The following is a 16,944-nucleotide window of genomic DNA, read 5'->3' as shown; positions in this document are numbered from 1 at the left end:
TCAGAGACTGGCGAGGTTCTGTCGGAGTTTGATCGTGCCGGTCATCAACGCCGTCGCCGTCATGATGATGAAAACCACTTGGACGTGGAGGACGACGATACGGTCCAGCCCGAAGGGAATGGCGAGGTTGACGATACCGGTCAGCGCGGCAAACGAGAGTATCGGAAGCAAGTGCCGCAACAGTGAGTCGAGCATCGTCCCCTGCAGTCGTGACGTGGATATCTGGTCGTGGTAGAACGCGAGGCCGTAGGCGAGGAAGGCGAGCGCGCTCAGACTCCCGAGAGTCGCCGTGAGGTCCGACTCGCCGAACTGGACGAGGAGAACGGCCTGTAGAATGACGGCGGCAACGAACACAGCCCTCGCCAGTCGCTCGAACGGATGCGTGCGCGAACCGCTGTCCGCGCTCGTTGCCGTGTAGTGAATCTGCCTGATAGCAAAGGCGAGCAGCAACGTCGCACCCAGCATCGCAGCGCTCTTGTACGGCAGTTGCCAGGAGGTGACGATCTCGAGAATGCCCGCCGCGCCAAACACTGTCGTCAACACGCCGATGTACAGCAGGTGACTCCAGATGGGGACCTGCGACGCGAGTTCGGTCGACGCCCGGTTCCGGTAGGCGTAGTAGGCGAACCGAAATCCCAGCACCATGAGTATCGTCAGCCCGACGAAGAAAATGAACGTCAGGTTCGGATTTCCGGCGACGTTGTAGAGGCCAAACTCAACCATCCTCGTCCCGCCTCCTGATACCCACGAGTTCCTGCTGGAGGTGTTCGACGGTCTCGTAGCGCGTGAGTTTCTGCTGGGCCATCGCTTTCGTGATGACGTCGTCGACTGCCGGCGGGACGCCCTCCGCAACGGTACTCGGGGGTGCTGGACGCTCGTTCAGGACGCTCTCCCTGACCTGGTCGAACTGTCCAGTGTACGGCGGTTTTCCGGTACATAGATGATAGAGCACCGCACCAAGTTGGTAGATGTCCGTCGAGTGGTCGATGCCGCCGTACTGGCTGTCGAAGTACTCCGGAGCGGCGTACCGGGGGTCGAGATGGAGCGCCGGGTCGAAGTGCAGGCGGAAGACGCGCATCAGTCCGACGTTGTCAAGCAGTGGTGGTCGTTGACCCTCGCCTTCGACGAGAGCGCCCGGATAGGCGACATTTCCGGGGTCGATACCCGCGTGGACGACGCCGTTACCGTGGAGATGTGAGACGGCGTCCGCGAGGTTGATAGCGTCGTCGAGCACGCGCTCGGGCGGGACGTGGCCGAACTCCGCGAGGGACTCTCCCGCAAAGAGCGTCGCCAGCCACGGCTTCGGGTCGACACTCCAGTCGAGTGCGGTGACGATGTGGTCGTGTCCCGAAACGGCCTCCCAGCGCGAGAGCTGGGTTTCCATCCGGGCGACATAGTCGAACTGGTCGCTGGTGTCCGCTGGGTCGTGGAACAGCCGGAGGGCGACAGCCTCTTCCTCGCTACCGTTCCCGACGAGTGCGTCGTAGATGTCCGCGTACCGACCGCGCTGGCGGGCCGCGAGGATGTGCAGTTTATCGAAGCGACTCCCCGTCGCGATGGAAGCGACTTCTGTCCGCTCCTGTCCCATCGCCCCGAAGGCGTTCTCCCGTTCGTCACCGGCCGATGGGCCACCGTTTCCATCTGCATCGTCTGCCTCCTCGTTGCCGTCGCTCTCGCCCCGGTCGCGTTCACGTTCCGCCTGGTCGCGCTCGTCGCGCTGTGAGGCGGCGTACGCGTGGCGTGGGCCCGTCTCACTCTCGGCCCCGGCGACCTGCATACGCCCCACGCCGTCCCGGGAGTGGTCGCTACTGTAGTAGTTGCTCCGGGTGAAGTTCCCGACGCGCGGGAGGGGGACCGAGCCTTGTTCACGCTCCTCGTGGTCCATCTGTTCGAGGATGCGCTCGACCTGCCCGGAATAACGCGTCGAGATGTAATCGAGCGTCGTCGTCAGTTCCAGCGAGACGTGTTCCTCGTCGAGGCGGTCACTCAACCGTCGCACGAGATACTCGATGGTGTCCTCGTCTTCGAGTTCGTTGGCGACAGCCAAACAGGCCCACGCCGCAGAGAGTCGGACCCGGCGGTGGTCGGATTCAAAGAGACTGACGATGCGTGGCAGTCGCTTCTTCCCCTGCTCCGGGTCGTCGAGAACTGACACGAGTACGGAGAGCGACTCTGCCAGTTCGTCAGGATCCGACGAGGACATGTGAGCCGGTTCATCTAATTATAACGACAATCTCTATTTATTGTTTCGGCCATCCGGGTCGCGTCCGGGACACTCTTGGCGAAGACACGATTGGCAGATAACATGGACGTTCACGACGAATTCATTCCGGAGGAGACGTTCGGTGACTGTCTCGCACATCTCCCGCAGGTCTGTGTCGAAGTCGTCGTTTCGCACGACGACGGTGTCGTCCTCGCACGACGAACCAACGAACCCGCTGCAGGCGAGTGGTTCTGGCCCGGTGGCCGGCTCTACAAGGGCGAGCAACTGACGGCAGCCGCCGAACGCATCGCCCGCGAAGAACTGGACATCTCCGTCTCTGTCGAACGTCGCCTCGGTGTTCACGCCCACTTCTGGGATACTGCATCGGTCGCAGGTGCTGACTCCCGCCACACCGTCAACGTCGTCTTTCTCGTCACGCCGGCCGGCGACCTGAATATCACACTCGATAGCCAGCACGACGAGTGGCGGGTCGTGCGGTCGCCCGATCCGTCGTTGCACGACTACGTCAGCGAGTATATTACGACCTATAACCTCCTTTGAATCGCCATCGCGAGCAGAAGGCGGAACCACAGTTGCGGTGCTGTCATTATCAGTAGTAAAATATGGGGGGTGTCTTTTAAGCGAATTTAGGCCGTCATCAGAAGCGATGGCACCGAACAGTGGTTCACTTTTACCAGATTCTCTGCGGAAGAGTTACGCGACGCAGTTGGGCGTCGCGCTGGCGCTCGCAATCGTGTTGATGGTCGGCTTCGGCCTCGTCGTCAGTTCACAGGCGTCTGCGACACTCAACGACGATGTCGAGAGCGACCTGACTGCACTCTCGCAGTCCCAGTCCGCACAACTGGATTCGTGGCTCAACAACACACAGCGGAGCGTCCGAAGCACATCTGCGAACCCGGCGCTCCAGAGCGGAAGTACAGCCCAGGCCGATGAGTACCTTCAGAAACTCGTCGAGCGGGAGGAAGTCCCAGAGAACGTTGCTGCCGTGCACTATCTGAACACCACCTCCATGACGTTCGAGGCGAGTTCGAACGAGGACTTCGTTGGTGTGAACCCACGCGAACAGGGGGCGGCCTTCGCCGAGAATCCCCCCGAGTTCGACGGGCCGACCGACACCTACGTTTCGGAGCCGTTCTCGGTGCCGCTGGTCGACCACCCGATTATCGCCGTCATCTCACCCGTGGAAAACAACCCGGACCACGCACTCGTCTACATGACGGACCTCCAGGCACAGTCCCAGAGCATCTCTGACCGCCGCAACGACTCCTTTACTGTTGTCGTAAACAGCGACGGCCAGTACGTCTCGCACCCGAACTCGAGTCGGATTCTCTCCGAGCACGATGGCGGTGCGTCGAGTCAACTCGCCGGTGGGGAGAGCGATTTCACGGAGATGGACGAGATGCTGATGGCGAGCACCCAGTTGCGCTCGACTGACTGGACCGTGATGGTCCACGCCGACAAGACGCAGGCGTACGCGCTGAGCAACCAGATAAACTCTGACCTCATCGGACTCCTGCTGTTTGCGATAATCAACCTCGGTCTCGTCGGGGTGACAATCGGAACGAGTACCGTCGTCTCGTTGCGCTCACTCTCCTCGAAAGCGCAAGCGATGGGCGACGGCAATCTCGACGCAGACCTCTCGACCACTCGTGAGGACGAGTTCGGCACGCTCTACGCGTCGTTCGACCGGATGCGCTCCTCGATACGCGAGAAAATATCCGAGACTGAGAACGCCCGCGAGGAGGCCGAACAGGCGCGACGCGAGGCTGAACAGGCTCGCGAGGAGGCAATCGAGGAGAGCGAGGTGATGCAAGAGATAAACGAGCACCTCGAAGCAAAAGCCACGGAGTACCGACGCGTGCTCGGTGACGCCGCCGACGGTGACCTGACTGCCCGCGTCGACCCCGAGAGCAAGAACGACTCCATGGAGTCGGTCGGCGAGGAAATAAACGACACACTGGCCGCGCTGGAGGAGACGATAGGGAACATGCAGTCGTTCGCACGCAACGTCCTCGACGGAACGGGTCGCGTCGATGATAACGCCGAGCGCGTCGACGAAGCCAGCCAGCAGGTGCGTCGCTCTATCGGCGAGATTTTCGAGGGGACGACTGAGCAGAGCGAGCGTCTCCAGGATGCCGCCTCCGAGATGGAAGGCCTCTCGGCGACCGCCGAGGAGGTTGCCGCTTCCGCACAGGAAGTCGCGGACACCTCACAGGCCGCCGCGGAAGTCGGTGAAGAGGGTCGTGAGGCCGCACAGGAAGCGATCGAGGAGATGAACGCTATCGATGCCGAGACCGACGAGACGGTCGAAGAGATCAGCGCGCTGGCGGCGGACCTCGAAGAGATCGGTGACATCGTCGATCTCATCAGCGACATCGCAGAGCAGACGAACATGCTGGCGTTGAACGCCTCTATCGAGGCCGCAAGAGCGGGCGGTGGGGGCGGTGACGGCGCTGGCGACGGCTTCGCGGTCGTCGCAGACGAGGTCAAGTCCCTCGCCGAAGACACCAAAGACGCCGCCGACGACATCGAGGACCGCATCGGCCACATTCAGAACCAGGCCGGCGAAACCGTGGCGACGATGGAATCGACGAGCGAGCGCATCACGACCGGTGCCGAGACCGTCGAAGACGCTATCGAGGCGCTCGAGACCATCGTCGAGTACACCGAAGAAGTCGACGTCGGGATCCAGGAGATCGACGATGCGACCGAGGAACAGGCCCAGACGACACAGCAATTGATGGGCATGATAGACGACCTGACCGACATCAGCGAACAGACTGCACAGGAAGCGGACACCGTTGCCGACGCCGCGGAAGCACAGACCGACTCCATCTCGGAAGTCTCCGCCTCCGCGCAGGACCTGCGCGCTCGCGCCGAGGAACTGGAGACGCTGCTGGCGCGGTTCACCGTCGACGGCGACTCGGCCGCAGCGAGTAACGCGGTTTCACAAGCGAGCGTGGATGACTAACCATGGATTCGATTACACTCTGGTTCACACTCGGAACGGGCGGGATGACTCTGGGAACGCTGCTGCTGGTCGCGGGACTCCGGTATGTCCCCCGGACGGACTGGCGTCGCTACGCCATCCTGATCGCAGTGCCGGCTATCGCGGTGGTCGCGTACGCCCTGATGGCACTCGGTATCGGCGGTGTCGAGTCGTCGACCGGCGAGATAGCCTTCATACCGCGATACGTCGACTGGCTGTTGACCACGCCATTGCATATCATTTATCTCGGCCTGTTCGCCGGTGCCGCCCGGAGCATCATCGCTCGCGCGACCGTCCTCCAGGCCGCGACCATCGTCTTCGGACTGGTCGGTGCGCTCGTCGCGTCGCCGCTGAAGTGGCTACTGTACGTCGCTGGTCTGTTCGCCTTCGCCGGCGTCGTCTACTACGCCTACGTCGACTACGACGAGGCCGCAACGACACAGGGCGGGAACACGGCTGCCCTCTACAGCAAACTCCGGGCGTTTCTGGTGGTGCTGTGGCTGGTCTATCCCCTCATCTGGATAGCCGGACCGAACGCCGTCGGCCTGATGGACGTGGAGACGACGGCACTCGTCGTCGCCTACATCGACATCGTCTCGAAGGTCGGGCTCGGTCTCATCGCGCTCAACGGTCATCTCGCCTTCACGGACGCTGAGACGCCGGGCGGCGTGCCCGCCGACGACTGAACTGAACGAGCACGTGCCGTTTTTCACCTGACCGTTCCGGCAGCGACTGCCCAGATGCCGACGACAGTCGCGGCTACCGTCAGCAAAATCGCGACTGTAAATCCGGCGGTGTAAGTCACACTCGCTGTCCCGAGCGGTGGCATCGCCAGCACCGCGAAGCCGACGCCGATGTTAAATACGCCGACGATGGCGGTGTCGTTCTCGGGCGAGTAGATGTTCATCAACATCGGAATGTACAGCGTCGCGGTTCCACCGAGTCCGAGTCCAATCAGAATGATTGCCACTGCCAGTGCCTGGATGGACGGAACGACCAGCACAGCGGTGCCGATAGCCGCACAGATGAGCGATGCGAGAAACGCCCGTCGAGAGCCCATCGTGTCGGCGAGATAGCCGCCGCCGATCCGTGAGAGAATGCTGACGCCACCGATCAACCCGAACGCGAGGGAGGCGGCAGACGCCGTCAACCCGCGTGAGACGAACAGGTCGACGGCATACGCGGCGAGCAGATTGTACCACGCAAAGGCGAGCGCGACCCCGACGAACAGCAACTGAAACTGTCGCGTCCCGCCGAGTCGGGTGAGCACTCGAGTGCCTCGTCTGCGGTCGCGGACGATTGCTCGGCCCAGCTCGGTCGCCGACAGACGATGCTCGCGAGGAAAAACGTGACTGCAGTCGTCCCGACGACGAGCAGGAATCCGCGCCGGACACCCATCTCAGCGAAGACGAACTGCCAGAGTGGCGGCAGCACGAACAGGCCGAGACCGTTCCCGACGAAGATGACCCCAGTTGCGGCACCGCGGCGGGATTCGAACCAGCGGGGCACGACTGATGCGACGACGACGTATGCCGTTCCGATCGTGAGTCCGAGGACGGCGAACACGATTGCCAGCCCGACAATCGAGTCAAGAACGTACAGCGAGGGAGCGAGCGCTCCAGTCGCGAACGCGCAGGCGAACAGCATCCGCCGCGCACTGAAGCGCGCGCCGAACACGCCGATGAGTCCGGACCCGATGAACAGCGTAAACAGCATCACGGCGAACACGCCGGAGAGCGCGACTGGCGGGAGACCGAAGGTCTCGCTGAACGGGTCACGAAAGATGCCGTACGAGAGCGCGGTGCCGAACGTGAAAATCATCGCCACAGCGCCGATACCCGCGACTACCCAGCTGTGGCGACTGTCGGGACGGTCTGCACGGTCGGTCTGCACGACGTGTGCTCGGCGATGAGCGGTCGAAAGGGTTCTGCTCTGCGGTCGACGCGCGGACGGGTGGGACAGGCGATAACTCACCCCCTCGCCGAATGAATACGCGTATAGTACGGGGTCATCAAACCCGAAATATGGACCCTGCTGCGTTTCGTCGTGGCGTTCGTGACGTGTCTCCGCTGTTGCTGGGTATCGTTCCGTTCGGGCTCGTCGCCGGTATCGCGGCCGTCGAGGCCGGGCTCTCGCTTCCACAGACGGTCGGTATGTCGGTCATCGTCTTCGCTGGCGCGTCACAACTGGCAGCGCTCGAACTCATCAACCAGAGCGCTCCGCTCACGGTCATCGTCGTGACTGCGGTGGTCATCAACCTCCGGATGCTGATGTACTCGGCGTCGATTGCACCGTATTTCCAGTCGCTCGCGACCAGCGTCAAGACCAGCCTCGCCTACCTGCTGACCGATCAGGCGTACGCGCTCTCGATTTCACAGTATCGGTCCGACGAGGCACTCGACAAGGTCGGGTACTATCTCGGCGCTGCGTTTACGCTCTGGGCTGTCTGGCAGGTTACCACGGTCGCCGGGGCCATCGCACAGGCCGGCATTCCCGAGGCGCTCGGGCTCGAATTTGCAGTTCCGCTCGTCTTTCTGGCACTGCTGATTCCGGCGATGCACGACGGACCGACGACGGTCGCCGGCCTCGTCGGTGGCGGTGTTGCGGTCGCCGCATCAGTGCTCCCGCTGAATCTCGGCCTCCTCGTCGGTGCGACCGTCGGCATCACTGCTGGAGTGCTCGCCGAGTCGAGAATGGAGGTGCAACAGGCAGATGGTCACTAGCCACACCGACCCGGAGCTGTGGGCCGTCATCGTTGTCATTGGCATCTGTACGTACCTGATTCGAGTATCCTTCATCGGGTTGTTCGGCTATCTCGACGACATCCCGCCGCGACTGGAACGGGCGCTGCGGTACGTCCCCGCTGCGGTCCTGGCGGCGCTCGTCCTCCCGTCGTTTATCACGCTCGAGCCGGGATCAGGGGGAATCGCACTCGATAGACTCACCGGCGGTATCCTCGCTGCCGGCGTTGCGTGGCGGACAGAGAACGTCTTCGCGACGATGGCGGCAGGGATGGGCGGACTGTGGCTCGTCCGGTTCGTCGTCCTTCCGCTCGTTTGAGAGCACAGCAAACGCTTAACCGCCCGGGCGACACTCACTTTCGCATGGATGTTGCTGTGCTCGGAGCGGGCCGGTTAGGCCGGGCCGTCGCGCAGGTCTGTGCGGTCGCCGGCCACGACGTGCACTTCTACGACGACGACGCGAACGACGTGATGGACGGCATCGACGTAATCGAGCGTCGGCTCCCTGCGGAGACAGCGGCAGTGGACCGACTCTCCGGGACGACCGGACTGGAAGCCGCTGTCGGCGACGCCAACGTCGTCGTCGAGACGACGACCACCGACGCGACGACACTTCAGGCCGACTTCGCCGACATCGAGACCAACGTCGACCGCGAGGCGCTGATTGTCCCGGGTGCTGTCGGCGTCTCGGTCACCGCCGCGGCGGCCGGTCTCCGGCACCCCGACCGCGCTATCGGACTCCAGTTCTGTGACCCGCTGGACACACCGCTCGTCGAAGTGGTCGTCGCAGACCAGACCGGTCAGGGAACCTGTGACCGCGCACGCTCGTTCGTCGAGGGACTGGACCGCTCGCCTGTTGTCGTCCGCGATGCACCGGGGGTCGTCTCGACACGCACGACGCTCGCACTGGAAGCCGAAGCGATGCGCCTCGTCGACGACGGAGTCGCGGGCGTTGAGGCCGTCGACGACGTACTGGAACTCGGCTTCGATCACGCCTGCGGGCCGCTGGTCCAGGCCGACCGCGCCGGTCTCGGGAACCGCCTGGCAACGCTGGAGACACTGCACGCGGAACTGGGCGACCGGTTCGCGCCGCCGGAGATACTCCGCGATCTCGTGGCTGCGGGCAAGACAGGCGGACCGAGCGGCGAAGGGTTTTACGTCTGGGAGAACGGCGAACCGACGGAGCCTGCACTGCCGAGCCCCGATATTCCGCGTCGGGAGAGCGTGCCGGACGACCCGGCTGAAGAATGAGCACTGACCGGCCCGACCGTCCCGACGAGTCGCCTTCTGAGAACGACCAGCCGGAGATGGCGGACCTCTACGCACAGTTAGAAGACCTGGAGAAGATGGTCGACTCGCAGGCGGCCCGCGAGCACGTCCGCGAGACGATGCGGATGGCGGTCGGCGTGGGAACACCGGGCGTGTTCGGACAGATAATTCGCGGGTACGACCGCGCGGACATCGCGGAGTCGGTCCTCGGGGCGCTTCTCTTCGGCATTCCGATGTTCGTCGAGGGCGGCACGAACGAAGTTGGGGAGTTCGTGGCGACGAACCCCCTCTACTTCGTCGGGACCCACGTGCTCGCACTCGGTGTCGTCATCAGTATCATTTACGTCGCGGATATCCAGGACGTGCGCGTACACCGCCCGATTTTCGGCCTCGTTCCCCGTCGGCTGGTCGGCGTCATGACTGTCTCGTTTCTGATCGCCGTCGTGATGATGACCGGCTGGGGCCGGGTATCCTGGACCGATCCCTGGGTAGCAGTCTGTACCGTCAGCGTTGCGTTCGTTCCGATGGCAATCGGTGCGGCGCTCGGGGATATCCTGCCGGGGTCCTGACGGCGAGCGGTGGATTCGTGCTGGCCCGCCACATTTGACAACGGTTAAAAGCGGGCGTGCGATAGGAGGGGGTATGAGCGAGAGCGAGCAGAAGCGAACGCAGAAGTGCATCTCGTGTGGCATCAACATCGCCGGCACGAGTGCGGCCGCGTTCAAGTGTCCCGACTGCGGACACCAGATTTACCGCTGTGCCAAGTGTCGCAAGCAGAGCAACCTCTACGAGTGCCCCGACTGTGGGTTCATGGGTCCGTAAACATGGGAAAAGTAGCAGCCGTAATCAAAGTCATGCCGCAGAGTCCGGAAGTCGACCTCGACGCACTCCAGGAGCGTCTGGAGGCCGCACTTCCCGAAGGAGCGAAAATCAACGGCTTCGAGCGTGACGAAGTCGCGTTCGGTCTGGTCGCGCTCATCCCGACTGTCGTCGTCCCCGACGACACCGGCGGCACCGAAGCCGTCGAGGAAGCGTTCGTCGACGTCGAGGGCGTCGAGTCCGTCTCCGTCGAGAACGTCGGCCGCCTCTAAGGCGCTCCGCTTTTTTCGCTGTCACACTCCCGACTATAGTAACAACTGAAACCGTTACACATCGACCGCACGGCCATCGTGCGGTCGTGTGTGCAATGGCTTTCAGTGGCTACTATAGCGGCCCGCACGTGGAACGCACGTTTTATATGGCCGACCGGATAACGGAACCGCACGAATGCCTAACTCCAACGGACCACTCCAGGGAACGCGGAACAAGCTCAAGAACGAACCACGAGAGAGCGGCACATCGCCGCCACAGAGAGCCGTTCAGGACTTCGAGGACGGCGACTCGGTCCACCTGAAAATCGACCCGAGCGTCTCCGACGGTCGGTACAACCCGCGCTTCGACGGCCACACCGGTGTCGTCGTCGGTAAACAGGGAACGGCGTACAAGGTGCAGATCAACGACGGCGGCAAGGACAAGACCATCATCGTCAAGCCCGCTCACCTGACCCGGCAGGAATGACGATATTCAAAGAGAAAGTCGACGAGGAGTATCTCACCGTCGCGGAGGCCAAAGAGATACTCGAAGACATCGAGGTCGAGCGCGCCGCCGACGAGGACCGCGAGATGCGCTACGAACTCGCGCGCGCCATCGAGCACGTCAACCGCTTTGCCGTGCTCGACCCCGAAGAGTCCCGCGAGTTCGTCGCGGACCTGCTGGAACTTGACAAGGTCGACGAGCCGACCGCGTACAAAATCGTCGACACCAAACCACTCGACAGAGACGAACTCCGTGCCATCTACGCCCAGGAGCGGTTCTCCCTGTCCGGCGACGAACTCGACGACATCCTCAACGTCGTCAAGCAGTACGCCTGAACTCTCGACTTGGCAGCCTCGTATCCCGCTCAGGTTTAAGTGAGCGGTCCCCTTACCACATCAGTATGAGTGACGACGAGCGCGACGACTCGCCGGGCCAGCGCGGACAGGCTATCGTACTCGATTTTCTCCCTCACGGCCGTACCGAAGACGACCGGCCCCAGTACCAGAAACAGCCGCTCGCCTACGCCTTTGGTGTCGAGGATTTCCAGCTCTACGAACTCATCGTCGGAGATGAGTCGGACGTCTCTATCGGAGACCGCGTCGACGTGTACGATTCGGCCCTGGCAGAACGCGTCAACGAGATAGAGTACGACGACCTCCCAGGTGGTGCCCAGTCGGAACTGGAGTACGCCGTCGAGGACCTCGTCGACGAACAGGAGCAACGCTTCGTCGACTTCTACAACGACGCCCAACCCATCACGCTCCGTCTCCACCAGCTGAATCTGCTTCCCGGTATCGGCAAGAAACTGCGAAACACCATCCTGGACGAACGCAAACGCCAGCCCTTCCAGAGCTTCGAGGACCTCCAGTCTCGCGTCAGCGGCCTCCACAATCCGAAGGAGACGCTCGTCGAACGCATCCTCGAAGAACTGCAGGAGGAGGACCTGAAATACAGGACGTTCGTCCGGCACGACGACGAGGAGTGATGGCAGGGACAGAGACAGACGCGCGTGATCCCGACGCGCTTATTCGACGGGCTGGAGTCCGCGGCAACCCCGACTTCGACCAGCACTTCCTGGTCGACGACCGCGTCCTCGACAGGGTGCCGGGCTACCTCCCTGAGGATGCCGACACCAGTCACGTCCTCGAAGTCGGAGCCGGCACGGGGGCGCTGACAGACCGACTACTCGGCGTCGCCGACCGCGTGACGGCCATTGAACGAGACCTCGAACTGGCCGCCTTTCTCCGCGAGGAGTTCGCCGAAGCCATCGACGACGACCGGCTCACCATCGTCGAGGGTGATGCACTCGACGTCGACATTCCGGAGTTTACAGCCTCCGTCTCGAATCTACCCTACAGCATTTCCAGCGAGATTTCTTTCCGACTGCTTCCCCGCGGCCGCCCGCTCGTGCTGATGTTCCAGCAGGAGTTCGCCGAGCGGATGGCCGCCGATGCCAGCGACGACGAGTACGGCCGGCTCTCGGTGACTGCGGGCCACTACGCCGACATCGATATCGTGGAGACAGTACCGAGGGAGGCATTCGACCCACAGCCACGCGTCGAGAGCGCCGTGGTTCGGACGACGCCACGCGAGCCGGCATATACCGTTCCCGACGTGGACTTCTTCATGGCCTTTTTGAAAGCGGTGTTCACGCAGCGGCGGAAGACGATGCGAAACGCCGTCCGGAACACGGCCCACATCTCGGGACTGGGCGACCCCGATGCGGTCGTCGAGGCCGCCGGGGAGGACCTGATGAGTCGTCGCGCGGGAACCGTTACGCCCGCAGAGTTCGCACAACTCGCGACGTTCGCCCACGAGGTGGGTGACCCCGGTGGCTACTGATGAGCGACGGAACACGCCCATCGCTGGCCGACCAGCGCGACACTGAGACGGTCTACCAGCCAGCGGAGGACTCGAAACTGCTCGCCGACACCGCCGTCGCGTACGCTGAGGAGGGGGACTGGGTGCTGGACGTGGGGACTGGGTCGGGGTATATCGCCCATCGGTTCGGTGAGGTGACGAGTGCGCACGTCGTCGGGTCTGATCTCAACCCAAACGCCTGCCGGCAGGCGCGCGACGCCGGCGTCCCGGTGGTGCGTGCGGACCAGTTGACGCCGTTTCGCGACGACGCGTTCGACGTGGTCGTCTTCAATCCACCCTATTTGCCGACCGAACCGGACAGAGAGTGGGACGACTGGATGGAGACAGCGCTCTCGGGCGGCGAAAGCGGACGGGAGGTCATCGAGCCGTTTCTGGACGACCTCCGCCGCGTGCTCGCGCCCGACGGCGACGCATTTCTGCTCGTATCGTCGCTGACTGGCATCGAAGCGGTACGCAATTACGCCCGTACGAACGGGCTGACGACGATGGAAGCGGCTACCGAGTCCCATCCCTACGAGAAGTTGGTCGTCCTTCACCTGCGCCCGACTGGCGCACCCGCGACCTAATAAATAACTCGCAGACATTAAACCAAACAGGAAATATTAAAGGCCGTCATTTCCTACGTCGGGGTAATGACACGGGTAGTAGCGACGACACCCGGCCTGTTTCCGTTGCCCGACTGGGCAAAAGAGGATCTATCGGATCTGAAGGGCCACCAGAAAGACGACCTCATCAGTGGGGACGAGAGCGACGAAATAATTGCGGCGTACAATCGAGCGCGGTCGGAAGTTATCGACCGCCAACAAGAGGCTGGTCTCGACAGGATTGTCGAGGGCCAACTTCGGTGGGACGATATGCTCGCCCACCCGCTTGCCGTCGCCGACGAAGTCGAGATGCGCGGCATCGTGCGGTACTACGACAACAACAACTTCTATCGAGAGCCAGTGGTGACCGACGAGCTCTCGACAACCGGTGACATCGCTGCCGAACTCGACTCGGCCTCCGAGCAGGTCGACGCGGGACTGCAGGCGGTGCTGCCCGGCCCGTACTCGCTCGCGGACCTCGCCACCGACGACCACTACGGCGACGAGGCGGCGTTCCTGGACGGAATCGCGGAGTTCCTGGCAGACGAAGCCGACCAGTTCCCCGACGTGGAGACGCTGTTCTTGCTCGAACCGTCGCTCGTCGAGAACGCGCCGGAAGACGGCGAGGACGAGCGCGCAAGCGAGGCCATCGACACGGTCGCCAGCGCTGTCGACGCTGACGTCGTCGCCCACACCTACTGGGGTGCACTAGAGGAGAAGGTGTACGCCCACCTGATGGACGCTGACGTGGATGCGATTGGGTTCGACCTCGTGAGCAACCACGACGAGAACGTCTACAACGTGCAGGAGTACGGCACGAAAGACGACGTCGCACTCGGTCTCGTCGACGGCCAGAACACGCTCGTCGAATCGCCCGAAACCATCCGAGAGCGTATCGACTGGTTCGACGACCAGACCAACGGCGACTACGACACCGTCTACGCCACCTCGAACACCGAACTGTTCTATCTGCCGGTGAACAAGGCCGAGGCGAAACTGGACGCGCTTGCGAACGCCGCGGAACTCGAGGAGGTACCACAATGACAGGACCACGCGAACAGTTCAAGCCGGCGGACCATCCGAACGACCACTTCCTCATGACGACCGTCGTGGGGTCGTACCCCAAGCCCAAGTGGCTCCACCGCGCTCGTGACCTCTACGAGGAGGAAGACCGGAACTTCGACGAGGAGAACTTCGAAGAGGCCAAAGACGACGCTTCGAGACTCATCACCAAAGAGCACGAGCGGTGTGGCATCGACGTGGTCTGCGACGGCGAGATGCGCCGTAACGAGATGGTCGAATACTTCGCCCACCGTATCGACGGCTACGAGTTCAACGGCCGCGTGAAAGTCTGGGGTCACAACTACTTCGACAAACCCAGCGTCGTCGACGAAGTCGAGTACGACCAGGAGTGGCTCATCTCCGAGTACGAGTTTACCTCGGACGTGGCCGACAGCCCGGTCAAGGTGCCGATTACGGGCCCGTACACGCTCGCTTCCTGGTCGTTCAACGAAGTCTACGACGACGAGGCAGAACTCGCCTACGAACTCGCTGACCTCGTCAACGAGGAAATAGAAGGTCTCGTCGAGGCGGGTGCCCGATATATCCAGATAGACGAACCGGCCCTCGCGACAACGCCGGACGACCACGCGATCGTCGGCGAGTGTCTCGAACGCATTGCCGACAACGTACCAGACGACGTGCGCCTCGGTCTGCACGTCTGTTACGGCGACTACTCCCGCATCTACCCCGAGATTCTCGACTACCCCGTCCACGAGTACGACCTCGAACTCGTCAACGGAGACTTCGAGCAACTCGACGTGTTCAAAGACGACGAGTTCACCAAGGACTTCGCGATGGGCGTCATCGACGTCCACGACGCCGAAGTCGAATCCGTCGAGGAGATCAAGGACAACATCAAGAAGGGACTGGAAGTCGTTCCGCCCGAGCGGCTGACTGTCAGCCCCGACTGCGGACTGAAGCTTCTGCCGCGTGACGTGGCCTACGGCAAGATGGAGAACATGGTCCAGGCCGCCCGCGAAATCGAGGCGGAACTCGACGCTGGCGAACTCGATGTTGCTGCAGTCGCAAGCGCCGACGACTAAAAAAGCGACTTGAGCCGGTTTATGCCGGTTCGAAGACGATGAGACGCTCGCCTTCGGTCTCGTTTTCGCCGACACTGAGTTCGACTTCCTGTCCGATTTCGACCTCGTCATGGTCGATGCCGTGGACCTGACCGGTGACTCGGACGGGACCGAACTGTGCGACGGCGACGACGAAGGGCGCGTCATCAGCGAACGACGGACCGGCGACGTTCGTCGTCGTCATCGTGAGGATCTCGCCCGTATCAGGCAGTGGCTTCTCTTCGAGTCCGCGCTCGCCGGTCTCGGGGTCGACTTCCCGCGGTGGGAGCCATCCGTTCCCGCTCGGACTCTCCAGATAGTACGGCTCGCCTTCTTCGGCCGAATCGAGCCAGTCGTCGTACCCCGCGTCACGCACGCGCTCGTCGTCGCTCATGACATCACCTCCAAAACATTGACAACACAACTTGCAACGGTTCCACCCGCGTTGTGGGTGAGGCCGATGTCGGCGTCAGAGACCGCCTCACTGTTGACGTGGTCACCGCGCAGGAGTTTCGTCAGTTCCGAGATCTGCGCGCCACCGGTCGCACCGACCGGGTGGCCTTTGGCTTTCAATCCACCCGAAAGGTTGATCGGGAGATCGCCGTCGATGGCCGTCTCCCCGTTCGTCGCTGCTTTGATGCCTTCACCCGGTTCGTAGAAGCCCAGCGCCTCGATGGCGAGTACTTCCGCGATGGTGAAGCAATCGTGAACCTCTGCAACGTCCACATCGTCGGGTCCGATTCCCGCGTCGTCGTAAGCCATCTGAGCCGCTCGTTCTGCAGCAGGTGTTCGCGTCATCGAGACGCGGTCGTGCAGCGCCAGGCGGTCGCCGTCCTGACCTGTGCCAACAATCGCGACATCCGGACCGAGACCGTGGTCGTCGGCGAAGTCCTCACTGACCAGCAGCGCAGCACTCCCGCCGTCGCTCATCGGCGAACAGTCGTACAGCCCGAAGGGCGAGCAGACCGTCGGCGCGCCCAGTACGTCGTCGACATCGATTTCCATCTGGAACTGCGCGAGCTCGTTCTCGACGGCGTTGTCGTGGTTTTTCACCGCGATTTCCGCCAGGTCTTCACGCGAACCACCGTGTTCGTGGAAGTAGCGATTCGCCATCAGCGAGTACGCGCCCGGGAACGTAACCCCGGATTTGATTTCCCAGAGAGCGTCTGCAGCAGCCGCAAGACCAGCGGTCCCCTCTGCCGTCGAGATGTTGGTCATCCGTTCGGCACCGCCGACGAGAATCACGTCGACGTCACCGTTGCGGATGCGGTTGACACCGTGGCGGACGGCAGCACCACTCGACGCACACGCGCTCTCGATACGCGTCGATGGCGCGGTTACGCCCGCGGAGTCAGCCGCCAGTGGGCCAGAGTGGCCCTGTTGTTCTGCAATCTCGCCCATGAAGTTGCCATAGAATACTTCGTCGACATCGTCGGGCGCGAGCCCGGCGTCTTCGAAGGCTTTCCCGGCGGCTTCGGCGAACATCTCGCGAGAGGTCCGCTCGCCGTTTTTGCCGAATTTTGTCATTCCGACGCCCGCAATTGGAACCCGACTCATC

Annotated in this window: 20 protein-coding genes and 1 pseudogene; 16 read left to right on the top strand and 5 right to left on the bottom strand. The window is 62.6% G+C overall.

Features of this window, described 5'->3' with window-relative positions; all coding sequences use genetic code 11:
- Both WDJ60_RS15950 and WDJ60_RS15945 read right to left on the bottom strand, forming a co-directional pair.
- Positions 1 to 723, bottom strand: coding sequence for a hypothetical protein (locus tag WDJ60_RS15950; protein WP_340101663.1), 723 nt, complete (start codon positions 721 to 723; stop codon positions 1 to 3).
- Positions 716 to 2,203 (bottom strand): serine/threonine protein kinase, encoded by a 1,488-nt coding sequence (locus tag WDJ60_RS15945; protein ID WP_340101661.1) that lies wholly within the window; start codon positions 2,201 to 2,203, stop codon positions 716 to 718. Before WDJ60_RS15945 ends, WDJ60_RS15950 begins: the two co-directional genes overlap by 8 nt.
- A 102-nt stretch (positions 2,204 to 2,305) precedes the next feature.
- On the opposite strand from WDJ60_RS15945, the gene WDJ60_RS15940 reads away from it, so the two are divergent.
- The 3 genes from WDJ60_RS15940 to WDJ60_RS15930 all read left to right on the top strand — a co-directional run bounded on the left by WDJ60_RS15940 (position 2,306) and on the right by WDJ60_RS15930 (position 5,899).
- Entirely contained in the window at positions 2,306 to 2,764 is a 459-nt protein-coding gene (locus WDJ60_RS15940) for an NUDIX domain-containing protein (protein WP_340101660.1), read from the top strand.
- Between the two features lie 106 nt (positions 2,765 to 2,870).
- Entirely contained in the window at positions 2,871 to 5,195 is a 2,325-nt protein-coding gene (locus tag WDJ60_RS15935) for a methyl-accepting chemotaxis protein (RefSeq protein WP_340101659.1), read from the top strand.
- A gap of 2 nt (positions 5,196 to 5,197) precedes the next feature.
- The gene (locus WDJ60_RS15930) at positions 5,198 to 5,899 is read left to right on the top strand and encodes a bacteriorhodopsin (protein WP_340101658.1); all 702 of its coding nucleotides are present in this window, start codon (positions 5,198 to 5,200) and stop codon (positions 5,897 to 5,899) included.
- A 23-nt stretch (positions 5,900 to 5,922) separates the two neighbouring features.
- Here WDJ60_RS15930 and WDJ60_RS18855 read toward each other — a convergent pair.
- Positions 5,923 to 7,034: pseudogene (locus tag WDJ60_RS18855) on the bottom strand (MFS transporter).
- Positions 7,035 to 7,237: 203 nt separating this feature from the next.
- Here WDJ60_RS18855 and WDJ60_RS15915 point away from each other — a divergent pair.
- The 13 genes from WDJ60_RS15915 to WDJ60_RS15855 all read left to right on the top strand — a co-directional run bounded on the left by WDJ60_RS15915 (position 7,238) and on the right by WDJ60_RS15855 (position 15,368).
- Positions 7,238 to 7,936: an AzlC family ABC transporter permease gene (locus WDJ60_RS15915; protein WP_340101654.1), complete on the top strand. Its 699-nt coding sequence runs from the start codon at positions 7,238 to 7,240 to the stop codon at positions 7,934 to 7,936.
- Positions 7,926 to 8,273: an AzlD domain-containing protein gene (locus tag WDJ60_RS15910; protein WP_340101653.1), complete on the top strand. Its 348-nt coding sequence runs from the start codon at positions 7,926 to 7,928 to the stop codon at positions 8,271 to 8,273. The genes WDJ60_RS15915 and WDJ60_RS15910 overlap by 11 nt, the downstream gene beginning before the upstream one ends.
- Before the next feature lie 44 nt (positions 8,274 to 8,317).
- On the top strand, positions 8,318 to 9,205 hold the full coding sequence (locus WDJ60_RS15905) for a 3-hydroxyacyl-CoA dehydrogenase family protein (protein ID WP_340101652.1): 888 nt from the start codon (positions 8,318 to 8,320) through the stop codon (positions 9,203 to 9,205).
- The gene (locus WDJ60_RS15900) at positions 9,202 to 9,792 is read left to right on the top strand and encodes a DUF2391 family protein (RefSeq protein WP_340101650.1); all 591 of its coding nucleotides are present in this window, start codon (positions 9,202 to 9,204) and stop codon (positions 9,790 to 9,792) included. The genes WDJ60_RS15905 and WDJ60_RS15900 overlap by 4 nt, the downstream gene beginning before the upstream one ends.
- Before the next feature lie 73 nt (positions 9,793 to 9,865).
- A complete protein-coding gene (locus WDJ60_RS15895; protein ID WP_302080677.1) occupies positions 9,866 to 10,045 on the top strand; it encodes an HVO_2753 family zinc finger protein in 180 nt (59 codons plus the stop codon).
- A gap of 2 nt (positions 10,046 to 10,047) precedes the next feature.
- Positions 10,048 to 10,314, top strand: a complete 267-nt coding sequence (locus WDJ60_RS15890) for an elongation factor 1-beta (RefSeq protein WP_340101646.1) — start codon at positions 10,048 to 10,050, stop codon at positions 10,312 to 10,314.
- A 175-nt stretch (positions 10,315 to 10,489) separates the two neighbouring features.
- Positions 10,490 to 10,780, top strand: a complete 291-nt coding sequence (locus WDJ60_RS15885) for a 50S ribosomal protein L21e (protein ID WP_340101644.1) — start codon at positions 10,490 to 10,492, stop codon at positions 10,778 to 10,780.
- Positions 10,777 to 11,133, top strand: a complete 357-nt coding sequence (locus WDJ60_RS15880; RefSeq protein WP_340101642.1) for an RNA polymerase Rpb4 family protein — start codon at positions 10,777 to 10,779, stop codon at positions 11,131 to 11,133. Before WDJ60_RS15885 ends, WDJ60_RS15880 begins: the two co-directional genes overlap by 4 nt.
- A gap of 65 nt (positions 11,134 to 11,198) precedes the next feature.
- Entirely contained in the window at positions 11,199 to 11,783 is a 585-nt protein-coding gene (locus WDJ60_RS15875; protein ID WP_340101640.1) for a DUF655 domain-containing protein, read from the top strand.
- A complete protein-coding gene (locus WDJ60_RS15870) occupies positions 11,783 to 12,640 on the top strand; it encodes a 16S ribosomal RNA methyltransferase A (RefSeq protein WP_340101638.1) in 858 nt (285 codons plus the stop codon). The genes WDJ60_RS15875 and WDJ60_RS15870 overlap by 1 nt, the downstream gene beginning before the upstream one ends.
- Entirely contained in the window at positions 12,640 to 13,245 is a 606-nt protein-coding gene (locus WDJ60_RS15865; RefSeq protein WP_340101637.1) for a HemK2/MTQ2 family protein methyltransferase, read from the top strand. The genes WDJ60_RS15870 and WDJ60_RS15865 overlap by 1 nt, the downstream gene beginning before the upstream one ends.
- 66 nt (positions 13,246 to 13,311) lie before the next feature.
- Positions 13,312 to 14,307, top strand: coding sequence for a 5-methyltetrahydropteroyltriglutamate--homocysteine methyltransferase (locus WDJ60_RS15860; RefSeq protein ID WP_340101636.1), 996 nt, complete (start codon positions 13,312 to 13,314; stop codon positions 14,305 to 14,307).
- Positions 14,304 to 15,368: a methionine synthase gene (locus WDJ60_RS15855; protein ID WP_340101635.1), complete on the top strand. Its 1,065-nt coding sequence runs from the start codon at positions 14,304 to 14,306 to the stop codon at positions 15,366 to 15,368. Before WDJ60_RS15860 ends, WDJ60_RS15855 begins: the two co-directional genes overlap by 4 nt.
- 19 nt (positions 15,369 to 15,387) lie before the next feature.
- On the opposite strand, the gene WDJ60_RS15850 is transcribed toward WDJ60_RS15855, so the two are convergent.
- Together WDJ60_RS15850 and WDJ60_RS15845 are read right to left on the bottom strand one after the other, a co-directional pair.
- On the bottom strand, positions 15,388 to 15,780 hold the full coding sequence (locus WDJ60_RS15850; protein ID WP_340101634.1) for a Zn-ribbon domain-containing OB-fold protein: 393 nt from the start codon (positions 15,778 to 15,780) through the stop codon (positions 15,388 to 15,390).
- On the bottom strand, positions 15,777 to 16,943 hold the full coding sequence (locus WDJ60_RS15845; RefSeq protein WP_340101632.1) for a thiolase domain-containing protein: 1,167 nt from the start codon (positions 16,941 to 16,943) through the stop codon (positions 15,777 to 15,779). Before WDJ60_RS15845 ends, WDJ60_RS15850 begins: the two co-directional genes overlap by 4 nt.
- Position 16,944 lies beyond the last annotated feature (1 nt).

The organism is Salinibaculum salinum (assembly GCF_037645885.1).
Lineage (GTDB): Archaea > Halobacteriota > Halobacteria > Halobacteriales > Haloarculaceae > Salinibaculum > Salinibaculum salinum.
The sequence above is the reverse complement of the archived record's forward strand: the minus strand, read 5'-3'. Positions and strand labels throughout refer to the sequence as shown.

Excerpts from the sequence above, each read along its gene's own strand:
- WDJ60_RS15885 (WP_340101644.1), top strand. The coding sequence starts at position 10,490 with ATGCCTAACTCCAACGGACCACTCCAGGGAACGCGGAACAAGCTCAAG.
- WDJ60_RS15850 (WP_340101634.1), bottom strand. The coding sequence starts at position 15,780 with ATGAGCGACGACGAGCGCGTGCGTGACGCGGGGTACGACGACTGGCTC.
- WDJ60_RS15905 (WP_340101652.1), top strand. The coding sequence starts at position 8,318 with ATGGATGTTGCTGTGCTCGGAGCGGGCCGGTTAGGCCGGGCCGTCGCG.
- WDJ60_RS15870 (WP_340101638.1), top strand. The coding sequence starts at position 11,783 with ATGGCAGGGACAGAGACAGACGCGCGTGATCCCGACGCGCTTATTCGA.
- WDJ60_RS15855 (WP_340101635.1), top strand. The coding sequence starts at position 14,304 with ATGACAGGACCACGCGAACAGTTCAAGCCGGCGGACCATCCGAACGAC.
- WDJ60_RS15860 (WP_340101636.1), top strand. The coding sequence starts at position 13,312 with ATGACACGGGTAGTAGCGACGACACCCGGCCTGTTTCCGTTGCCCGAC.
- WDJ60_RS15915 (WP_340101654.1), top strand. The coding sequence starts at position 7,238 with ATGGACCCTGCTGCGTTTCGTCGTGGCGTTCGTGACGTGTCTCCGCTG.
- WDJ60_RS15865 (WP_340101637.1), top strand. The coding sequence starts at position 12,640 with ATGAGCGACGGAACACGCCCATCGCTGGCCGACCAGCGCGACACTGAG.
- WDJ60_RS15940 (WP_340101660.1), top strand. The coding sequence starts at position 2,306 with ATGGACGTTCACGACGAATTCATTCCGGAGGAGACGTTCGGTGACTGT.
- WDJ60_RS15945 (WP_340101661.1), bottom strand. The coding sequence starts at position 2,203 with ATGTCCTCGTCGGATCCTGACGAACTGGCAGAGTCGCTCTCCGTACTC.
- WDJ60_RS15900 (WP_340101650.1), top strand. The coding sequence starts at position 9,202 with ATGAGCACTGACCGGCCCGACCGTCCCGACGAGTCGCCTTCTGAGAAC.
- WDJ60_RS15895 (WP_302080677.1), top strand. The coding sequence starts at position 9,866 with ATGAGCGAGAGCGAGCAGAAGCGAACGCAGAAGTGCATCTCGTGTGGC.
- WDJ60_RS15930 (WP_340101658.1), top strand. The coding sequence starts at position 5,198 with ATGGATTCGATTACACTCTGGTTCACACTCGGAACGGGCGGGATGACT.
- WDJ60_RS15875 (WP_340101640.1), top strand. The coding sequence starts at position 11,199 with ATGAGTGACGACGAGCGCGACGACTCGCCGGGCCAGCGCGGACAGGCT.
- WDJ60_RS15845 (WP_340101632.1), bottom strand. The coding sequence starts at position 16,943 with ATGAGTCGGGTTCCAATTGCGGGCGTCGGAATGACAAAATTCGGCAAA.
- WDJ60_RS15935 (WP_340101659.1), top strand. The coding sequence starts at position 2,871 with ATGGCACCGAACAGTGGTTCACTTTTACCAGATTCTCTGCGGAAGAGT.
- WDJ60_RS15950 (WP_340101663.1), bottom strand. The coding sequence starts at position 723 with ATGGTTGAGTTTGGCCTCTACAACGTCGCCGGAAATCCGAACCTGACG.
- WDJ60_RS15890 (WP_340101646.1), top strand. The coding sequence starts at position 10,048 with ATGGGAAAAGTAGCAGCCGTAATCAAAGTCATGCCGCAGAGTCCGGAA.
- WDJ60_RS15880 (WP_340101642.1), top strand. The coding sequence starts at position 10,777 with ATGACGATATTCAAAGAGAAAGTCGACGAGGAGTATCTCACCGTCGCG.
- WDJ60_RS15910 (WP_340101653.1), top strand. The coding sequence starts at position 7,926 with ATGGTCACTAGCCACACCGACCCGGAGCTGTGGGCCGTCATCGTTGTC.